Annotated in this window: 9 protein-coding genes; 4 read left to right on the top strand and 5 right to left on the bottom strand. The window is 50.7% G+C overall.

Annotated features, from left to right (window positions below; translation table 11 throughout):
- Positions 1-977 (top strand): amidohydrolase family protein (locus WBV75_RS11435; RefSeq protein WP_424120728.1); only part of this gene is annotated, 977 nt, incomplete at its 5' end.
- A 228-nt stretch (positions 978-1,205) separates the two neighbouring features.
- Positions 1,206-2,159 (top strand): hypothetical protein, encoded by a 954-nt coding sequence (locus WBV75_RS11430; RefSeq protein WP_424120727.1) that lies wholly within the window; start codon positions 1,206-1,208, stop codon positions 2,157-2,159.
- Positions 2,160-2,198: 39 nt separating this feature from the next.
- Here WBV75_RS11430 and WBV75_RS11425 read toward each other — a convergent pair whose 3' ends face one another.
- Together WBV75_RS11425 and WBV75_RS11420 are read right to left on the bottom strand one after the other, a co-directional pair.
- Positions 2,199-4,748, bottom strand: a complete 2,550-nt coding sequence (locus WBV75_RS11425) for an ABC transporter permease (RefSeq protein WP_424120726.1) — start codon at positions 4,746-4,748, stop codon at positions 2,199-2,201.
- Positions 4,745-5,434: an ABC transporter ATP-binding protein gene (locus WBV75_RS11420; protein ID WP_424120725.1), complete on the bottom strand. Its 690-nt coding sequence runs from the start codon at positions 5,432-5,434 to the stop codon at positions 4,745-4,747. The genes WBV75_RS11425 and WBV75_RS11420 overlap by 4 nt, the downstream gene beginning before the upstream one ends.
- Positions 5,435-5,486: 52 nt before the next feature.
- Between WBV75_RS11420 and WBV75_RS11415 the strand changes: the two genes are divergently transcribed.
- On the top strand, positions 5,487-6,221 hold the full coding sequence (locus tag WBV75_RS11415) for an arylesterase (protein WP_424120724.1): 735 nt from the start codon (positions 5,487-5,489) through the stop codon (positions 6,219-6,221).
- On the opposite strand, the gene WBV75_RS11410 is transcribed toward WBV75_RS11415, so the two are convergent.
- Positions 6,218-6,487, bottom strand: coding sequence for a hypothetical protein (locus tag WBV75_RS11410; RefSeq protein ID WP_424120723.1), 270 nt, complete (start codon positions 6,485-6,487; stop codon positions 6,218-6,220). The two genes, WBV75_RS11415 and WBV75_RS11410, sit on opposite strands and share 4 nt — an antisense overlap.
- Before the next feature lie 323 nt (positions 6,488-6,810).
- Positions 6,811-7,458 (bottom strand): peptidoglycan DD-metalloendopeptidase family protein, encoded by a 648-nt coding sequence (locus WBV75_RS11405; RefSeq protein ID WP_424120722.1) that lies wholly within the window; start codon positions 7,456-7,458, stop codon positions 6,811-6,813.
- A 114-nt stretch (positions 7,459-7,572) separates the two neighbouring features.
- Between WBV75_RS11405 and msrA the strand changes: the two genes are divergently transcribed.
- Positions 7,573-8,256 (top strand): peptide-methionine (S)-S-oxide reductase MsrA, encoded by a 684-nt coding sequence (gene msrA, locus WBV75_RS11400; RefSeq protein WP_424120721.1) that lies wholly within the window; start codon positions 7,573-7,575, stop codon positions 8,254-8,256.
- 47 nt (positions 8,257-8,303) lie between these two features.
- Here msrA and WBV75_RS11395 read toward each other — a convergent pair.
- On the bottom strand, positions 8,304-9,324 hold a 1,021-nt coding region (locus WBV75_RS11395; protein ID WP_424120720.1), incomplete at its 5' end, for a hypothetical protein.

Genomic DNA, 9,324 nt, shown 5'->3' with positions numbered 1-9,324 from the left:
GGGCAGCTCCTGAAATTATGAGCGCCGCCCTGGACGAAAATAAGAAACTCGGACTCCGATCTGCCTGCCATCACGCACAACTGGACGTGGCCCGGTGGAATGTGTTAAATTCAGCGCGTGCAGGCCTGACCAGCATGGAACACTGGTACGGACTCCCCGAAGCACTTTTTGAAGACCGAACCGTGCAGGACTATCCCCTGGACTACAACTACAACAACGAACAACACCGCTTTCAGGAGGCGGGTAAGCTCTGGCAACAGGCGGCAGCCCCGTATTCTAACCATTGGAATAAGGTCATGGAAGAACTGATCGCCCTGGACTTTACCATCGATCCGACTTTTAATATTTACGAGGCCAGCCGTGATTTGCACCGGGCCCGCAGAGCGGAGTGGCACGAGACCTATACCCTCCCCTCCCTTTGGCGGTTTTACGCCCCGAGTAAAATTTCGCATGGTTCCTACTGGCACTACTGGGGTACAGAACAGGAAGTAGCCTGGAAAAAGAATTACCAGCTCTGGATGACCTTTGTTAATGAATATAAAAACCGGGGCGGAAGGGTTACCGTAGGCTCAGACTCCGGATTTATCTATCAGCTGTACGGCTTTGCCTACATACGGGAAATGGAGCTGCTCAGGGAAGCTGGATTCCACCCCCTGGAAATTATCCGGGCAGCGACGCTCAACGGTGCAGAAGCTCTTGGTTTTGACAATGAAATCGGGACCATTACCCCCGGTAAACTGGCCGATCTGGTCGTAGTGGAAGCCAACCCCCTGGAGAATTTCAAAGCTCTATATGGTACCGGAGCCATCAAACTTACCGAAGATAATGAAGTGGTTCGGGTGGGGGGTGTAAAATACACTGTGAAAGATGGGATTATTTACGACGCCAAGGCCCTTTTAAATGATGTTAAGCGGCAGGTGGACGCCGCTAAAAAAGCGGAAGGGTTTCAAATCAGGCAACCGGGGATAAACGAGTAGGGCTCAGGGACGCTCTGGAATTGCCTGTCAAAAGTCACCCCGGATTCGGATGAGACTTAGACCGGATACAGTGCCGGCGAGGTTCACATTTATGTACACCTGCTTTCCTAAAATTTCGAACTCCATAAGTCGCCAGGCCTACCCATGGAGTATTGAAACGAGAGAAGCGGGGTTTCATCGAAATTCCCAAGGTCCAAAATCCTAAAATTCCGTACCTTACCCTTTGCCATGATATCCAGAAATACCCTTCCATACCTGATTCGTTCTCGGAGAAATATACTTCGGGGCCTCTTGCTTGGCCTCGGGTTTTTACTCACGCCAACCCCCTCCTTTTCGCAGGGAAAAGTACTGGAATCACAACTTTATTCATGTATCGCCCGGACTTTTGAAGATGGCCCCCAGGTCCTTGACAGTCTTGTCAGCACTTTTGAAGCCGAACTTCTTTCCGAAGGTTTACTCGAGAACACAGATGGAGAAAGCTACAGGGGTTTGCTGCAACGCATTGCTTCAGATCAGGGGATCGTACGCCCCCCCGAATTGTATTTCGGCCCTCGTTTTCGCAGTATCAGGAGGGATAGTATAGCTTTAAGTGACTGCCGTAATATACTGGATATAAATACTGTAGATCCATCTAATTCCACCCTTATTCAATTTGAAATTCTCAGGGATTCCCTCCTGCATGAAAATCTGAATCCCGCCCTGGAAGCCCTGGCTTATTTGGATTTACTGACTGATGGAGATCTGGCTTTGCCCTACTACCGCCTGTTTACTTATGAACTCATCGACCGTCAGGCCTTTCAAACCAGCACTCCTGATAGCGGGTTTACCACCTATAGCCCGCTCGCCCAGCTCGATGCCAGGGGAGCCAACGTCTTCCGGGTGTATCTGAATGAACGGGATCAGCTGATCGTATCGGACCAATTGGTAAGCCGTGAGCTAATGCTCAAACTGGTCAGCGACCATGCCCGGACTTTCGAACAAAGTTCCCTCTATATCATTGAAATTGAGCCTGATGTCAAGTATAGTCAATTTGTTTCGGTAAAAGACCAGATTTCACTGGCTATCAGCGAAGTAAGAGACCTGTATTCCCGTACCATCCTGGGTAAAACCCTTACTGAACTCACCACTTCAGAACAGGCTGCTGTTTTCGAAAAATACCCGATTCGTATCGTCATGCCCTGACACTTCTCGATGACCCGACACCACTAAATAATGCCCGCGCTAAACCCCTTCTTTGCGGAGTACTTCCAAAGGTGGGCTGTTCAGAACCCCCCTGCTGTTTAACAGCCCTATAGCTAAAACGGTCAGGCTGATCAGGGGAAAGACCACAAGGAAGGGAACCCATGAAGGCGTGAAACTCAGTTCAAAAACACCATAAGCGAGCAACTGCGTACCCAATAGTGATAGCAACACCCCCATCAGGCTTCCAATGCTACCCAAAAACAAGTATTCCAAAATAGTTATCCTCCGGATCTGTTGCCCGGTAGCCCCCAATGTCCGGAGCAGGACACTTTCCCGGATTCGCTGGAATTTACTCGTGCGCACGGCTCCCAATAAGACGATAAAGCCTGTGAGGATACTAAAAAAGGCCATAAACCGTATTACCCAGGAGAGTTTTTCCAGAATATCACCTACTGCGGAAAGCAATTGCCGGACGTCGAGGACAGAAATATTGGGATAGGTACTCACAAGGTCCTGTTGAAACCTGGCAGATGTATCTTCCGACTCTGCGAAGGTGGTCAGGACGTGAAACCGGGGTGCTTCTTCGAGGACTCCCTCGGGAAAGACTACTGAAAAATTCAGTTGTAAACGGCCCCAGTCTACCTCCCGGATACTCGAAATAACCGTTTCCATAAGCACTCCCTGTACGTTAAACACAAGGGTATCCCCTACCCCCGACTCTGCATCCCGGGCTACATTATCAGAGAGGGAGATGGGTATGGGTCCGGATTTATCCCTGAAGGAAGGAATCCATTCCCCCTCGAGCAGGCGTTCTGAGGCGATAAGGGAGTCCCGGTAGGTGACCCGGAATTCATGGTTGAGGATCCAGCCGTTGATTGTAGAAGTCGTGTCCTTGCGGATCTCTTCCACCTTTCGATTCCGGATCTGGTCCAGGCGCATGGTGACAATAGGGATATTCTCTAAGACGGGCAGCCCCCGGGGACGAATCATTTCTTCGACCTGGGCTTCCTGCCCGGCCTGTACATCGAGCAATATAAGATTTGCAGCAGGGGTATCGTCTTCAATTTCCGCCCGCGCCAGTAACATGTCCTGGGTGAAGTACAACGTACTGATCAGAAAAGTCCCAATACCTATTGCGAGAATCAAAACCAGGGTTTGGTTGTTCGGGCGGAATAAGTTGAGTAAGCTTTGGCGGGCTTCAAATCCCCAGTTATGGGGAAAAAACCGTCGAACCAATCGCATCAGGGCCCACGCGATTCCCGTGAGGATCAGGAAGGTGATCGCAATGCCCCCTACAAACCACAGGGCCCGGATTCCACTCTCAAGCAGGTAGGTGGCCGCTCCCCAGATTCCCAGTGCGATTAGTGAAAAGACCAGGGCCGTTAGTCGTTTGGATCCTTCCGTATCGCCTTCGCTGATGCGCAACACAGACAGTGGGCTGATAAAATAGCTGTTGAGTAAGGGAAGTAACCCAAAGAGGACCGCCATCAAAACCCCGAGTCCGACTCCAAGGAAGACGGGGCCCCAGTGCGTCGCCCATTCCAGTTCAACAGGCAGGAAATCCTGCACAAATTGAGGGAAAACCTGTTGAAGCAAAAGCCCCAGGCCAGCTCCCAGAATTCCTCCCAGAAGGCCAATTCCGGCAATTTGAATCAGGAAAATAAACAGTGTTTGTTTTCGGGAAGCTCCCAAGCACTTTAGTATGGCAATCGAAGTGCGCTTCTCTTTCATATAGATGTGCACCGAACTGGCAATTCCCAAACATCCGAGTAAGAGCGCTATAAAAGCGACCAACTTGAGAAACTTCCCGACGTTCTCAAACCTCCTCCCCAGTCGTTGTGATGTATCCGTATGCAAGTCCAAATCTGCACCTTCATCGTCCAGAACAGGGTCTATTGCGGTGTAAAGCGCCTCCAAATCCGTTTTTGGCGCGGCCCGAAAATAATAGTTGTACCTCAGGCGGCTGCCGGTTTGGACCAGGCCGGTCTGTTCCAAAGCCGCATAAGGAATCCATACCGCAGGGGCCACAGAAGTAGATACCACGGTATTTCCGGGCGCTTCAATCAGACTACCACCTATGGGAAAGACCGTGTTTCCGATTTTAATGGAATCCCCGGCCTGAAGGCCGAATTGCACCATTAGGGTCGCATCTACCAGGGCGGAGATTTCTTGCTGATACACCTCAGCGGCTTTCGCAGGCCGGGTACTTAAAGCTCCATAAAAGGGGTACCCGCCTTCCATAGCCCGTACCCGTATCAATTTGCTGCCCTCTTTACCGGGGAAAAGCGCCATGGAAACAAAATTCACCTCCATACTTTGCTCGCCACCCAAAGAATCAATGATCTGGACCACACGCGGCGTGGCGGGATGATCACTGTCGATCAGAAAATCGGCCCCCATAAGTTGCCGTGACTGTCCGGATATGGTTTCTTCCAATGTCTTTCCGAAATTCTGAATACTCACCAAAGCGGCAATACCCAGGACAATGGCACTCATAAAAAGGGCCAAACGCTTAAGACTTGCACGCCCATCTCTCCAGGCCATTCGGAAAAGCCACGCGGTACCCGCTTTTTGCTTTATAATACTCATAGCTGAGCTGCTCCTTCCGTTTTAAAGATTCGCCCACCTTTCAGTTGCATCAATCCGTCACACCTCCGGGCCAGGCTAAGATCGTGGGTAACAATAATGAGGGTAGTCCCCGCTTCTTTATTCAGATCAAAGAGTAATTCCACCACGCGTTCCCCCGTTTCCTCATCGAGATTTCCCGTAGGCTCATCCGCAAAGAGAATATCGGGCCGGTTGGCAAAGGCCCGCGCCAGCGCGACGCGCTGTTGTTCCCCTCCGGACAGCTGGCTTGGATAGTGATGCGTTCGGTCCCCCAGACCTACCTTTTCCAGGAGGGTCCTCGCCGTCTCACCAGCCCCTTTTGCCCCCCTGAGTTCCAAAGGTACACTGACATTCTCCAGGGCGGAAAGTGTCGGCAACAATTGAAAATTCTGAAATATAAATCCGACCTTTTCATTTCGTAAAAGCGCCCTGCCATCCTCGTCGAGTTGGGCCAGATACTGCCCGCACAATTCCACCCGTCCGGAATCCGGGGTATCCAGACCCGCGCAGAGCCCCAGTAATGTGGTCTTCCCACTCCCCGAGGGTCCAACGATAGCATAACTCGTACCTGAAGGCACCGAAAATGATATATCATCCAACACCGTCAGGGTTTTACCTCCACTGAGATAACTTTTTCCGAGCTGCTCAACGTTTAATATCTTTGACATAGACAGATTTATCAGGTTTAAAGCCGCAAAAATTACACAATACAATCTAGAAATGCAGAACAACGGACCCCGAAGACTCTTAAAATTTAGTTATATTTTCTGCCTGATTTGCCTTATGGGTTGCCGGGACAACCCTGCTTCAAATGGGGATAAGAATGGGGCAACAGTACCCGTCGAGGATTCCACTGCATCTGCAGAGCCGGAAGCCAATACATCCGAAACCATTCTCTTTTTCGGCGACTCGCTCACAGCGGGGCTCGGTCTGGACCCCAACCTGGCTTTCCCGGGCCTCTTGCAGCAGCGCCTCGATTCCCTTGGATATTCATACGAAGTAGTCAATGCGGGTTTAAGCGGAGAAACGACAGCCAGTGGAAAAAACCGACTCGGATGGGTGCTGAATCAACCCCTGGAAGTCTTTGTACTTGAATTGGGCGCCAATGATGGCCTCAGGGGTATTCCCCTGGCAGAGACCCGTAAAAATCTTAAAGCGATGATCGCACAGGTGCGCGCCAAGTATCCCGATGTGGTGATCGTGCTGGCCGGAATGCAGCTGCCCCCGAATATGGGGCCGGAGTACACGGATGAATTCCGGAAAATGTTTCCCGAAATCGCCCAATCTGAAGATGTTCTTTTGATTCCTTTCCTTCTTCAGGATGTGGGTGGTATTCCCGAACTCAACCAGGAAGATGGTATTCACCCAACAGAGGCCGGTCATAAGATTGTGGCGGACAATGTCTGGGCTGTCCTGCAAAAGGCGATCCGAAGCCCGGAGCGAGAAGCTTCCTAGGCCATTGCCGGGCGACCGCGATAGGTCGTAAATGATAACTCCCTTTTCACCCGGGTATGTTGCCGGCGATAGAGCCGAACTATTTGTGGACTTTCCAAATCCGTTTTTTCAAGAATTTTCCAAACGGGAACCAGTTCCATGGTTTTCACCTCAACTTTATGCTCAGGCTCCATGGTTTTGACCTCAACCTTGGGCTCAGGGGTAGGTTGTTGTGCCTGTATGGAGGCGAAAAAAAAGAAGCTGAAAATGAAAATAAAAGTCCTCACTGTATACGCGATTTATACATAAACAACGCAGAGGCAGGGTCCCGGCACGGGTGTAAATCGTTCAAAAACGCATTTAAATCGGTAACCTGAAACTGTCCCGATCAAGGGTTCAGAAACCCCGTCGAAGCGTTTGACCCTTCTCTCCCACTCATCCGGGAATTATGTATTTCATCCTGCTACTGGCTACTGACTTCTGACTACTGACTAATGGCTATTGGCAACTGGCTACAGGCAACTGACTACTGACTACTGGCTACTGGCTACTGGCTACTGGCTACTGGCTACTGGCTACTGGCTACTGGCTACTGGCTACTGGCTACTGGCTACTGGCTAAAATTTAAATAATCCAGGGGATCAGGGCAATTCTCCCGGTAGAATTCCAGTTGCTCAAGTGCGCAAACCCCCGGGTAATCCCCGCTGTAGCCTTCCAAATCCCGAACGAATTGAAAATGCAGGTGAGGGGCATAGCCCCCATTTTCGCTCGCAGTCCCCAGGCGGCCTACCTCCTGACCCATTTCAAATTCTCTGCCTTTAAAAAGCCCGTCCAGACTCCCGGAGGAGAGGTGGCCATATACGGAATACAAAGGCTTGCCATAAATGAGGTGTTCCAAAAGGAGGACAGGGCCATAATCACCGCGGGCGGTCCGGTTCGCCCAGCTATGGACCCTCCCCTTCCATGGGGTGTGCACCGAAGTTCCTGCAGGGGCCCAGAAGTCCACACCCAGATGATATTCGCGTTTACCACTTTCCCCCGGATTGAAGTGTCCAAATCCGTCGTATAATCCCCGCCTTTCCAGATAGCCTCCGAAAGCAACGCGCTTTTTGTGCTTTTCCAGAACGCGATCGAGATAGGCCTGACACGATTCAGGATCTTTTAAGGCATCTCCGAGCGTATCATTGGTAATCGAAAGATCCACGCGGAAATATTGGCTCGTCGAGATCCCGGGGTCGAGAAGCATATGTGATTTCATTGAGAATGCCCTTTTAACCGCGAAAATTACAAAAACACTACTCAGAATTAACAAATTTTAAAACATCCTGTACCACTTCCCTTTGTAATTTCGAACATTCTTAGGTTTTGAACTATGAAAAAAGCACTTTACATTTTTGGGTTCGCCCTACTCTTTACCTCCACTTTTTCCTGTCAGTCCCAGGGTAAAAAGGCAGCACTGACAGAAGTTCCCGAAATCGCGAGTCTGGAAGCCCCGGATTCTCAGGATCTGTCAGACTACGAAACGGCGTATTTTGCCAGTGGCTGTTTCTGGTGTGTAGAAGCTATTTACGAGAGTGTTAAAGGAGTGGCTGAAGTGGTGTCCGGATACGCGGGAGGAACAGAAACCAATCCGACCTATGAAGATGTCAGCTATGGGCGCACCGGTCATGCGGAAGCCGTGGAAGTGTATTACGACCCCGAAGTGATCAGTTATTTTCAATTGGTGCAGGTGTTTTTCGGCTCCCACGACCCGACTTCCCTTAACCGACAAGGGCCCGACCGCGGGCCCCAATATCGTTCCATAGCATTTTATAAGAACAAGTCGGAACAGCAAACCATCCGGGCCTATATGGACGCTTTGGAAGAAAGCGGGGTCTACGATAAGCCGATAGTTACAGAAATCACCCCCTTCACAAAGTTCTATCCGGCCGAAGACTACCACCAGGATTACGAAAAAAACAATCCTGACAATCCGTATGTTCAGAACATTTCCATTCCGCGCCTGAACCGGTTTAAAGCCAATTTTTCAGAGTTCCTGAAGGAGGGTGTGCATTAAGGGGAAACTTCCCGTTTTTATACCCCCTTGCAATCCAGTCGTTGCGTCTAATCATTCAGGGAAACCTCACTGTAGGCCGTATTGATCAGGATAGACTTTCCACTACCCTTTTGCTGACTAAAACCTTTGCGAACCTGTGGTCGCTCCCCCTGTGAGGCCTCCCAACGGATAAAATCGGGATAGAGTACTTCTGACCGGTCCTCACTAACCGTAATTTCATACGCACTTCGCGGCAGGTCGAAACGGAGTTCCCCGTAGGCCACGGAGATATCCATATCCCTGAAGTCATCCGCAACCTCACCGATGACCAAAAGCCCCATCCTGGAATCGATCGAAACCTCCCGCAAAAGGCGGTCTATAGTCACCATGGAAGAACGGGAAACCATGTTCAGCTGTCCCACCTCATGGAGCTCAACCCCATCGGAAAATTCCGTTTGGAGCCGCCCTCCATTCCAACGTTCTACCGTCACCGGGGAGTATCGGGCTGCAATATCCGTATCCCTGCCATCGATAGTATTGGCAAACAGGCTGGCATACGAGAGGTTTGCCTTTGTATTCAGCGCATTATCCGCAAGTTTTACTTCGCCATAGCGCACGTTCATCTTCAGGCGTGCCCCCTTGGGCATTTTGACTTTAATTGTTTTTTTTATGGTGAATTTCTGGTTTCCAGAAGCCCCGCGCATATAGAAAATCCCCGGATTCTGGTTGTTTCGGACCTGTGCCTGCGCCTCACGGGCTTGTCGTTGTGCCATGCGAGCCTGCTCCCGGGCCTCCATTTGCTGCTCTCGCATCTCTTCGCGTTGCTCGCGCATTTGTTCCTGTATTTCTTCGCGTTGTTCCTGCATCTCGGCCCGCTGTCGATCCCTCTGCTCTTTCATCGCTTCCCGGGCGGCTTCCCGAGCCTCAATTCGGGCTTCCATCTCTTCCCCCATCTCCCTGCCCCAGGCCTCAAATTCTGCCCGGTACTCTTCGTCGAATTCTTTCTCGAACTTTTTTTGCCATTTCTCAATGTATTTCTGGCCGTCCTTTTCGAAGGCCTCATAATCAAAATCGGCGTCAGGCATAGGG

Origin of the sequence: Robiginitalea sp. (assembly GCF_049588695.1) — a bacterium.
Taxonomy (GTDB): domain Bacteria; phylum Bacteroidota; class Bacteroidia; order Flavobacteriales; family Flavobacteriaceae; genus Robiginitalea.
The sequence above is the reverse complement of the archived record's forward strand: the minus strand, read 5'-3'. Positions and strand labels throughout refer to the sequence as shown.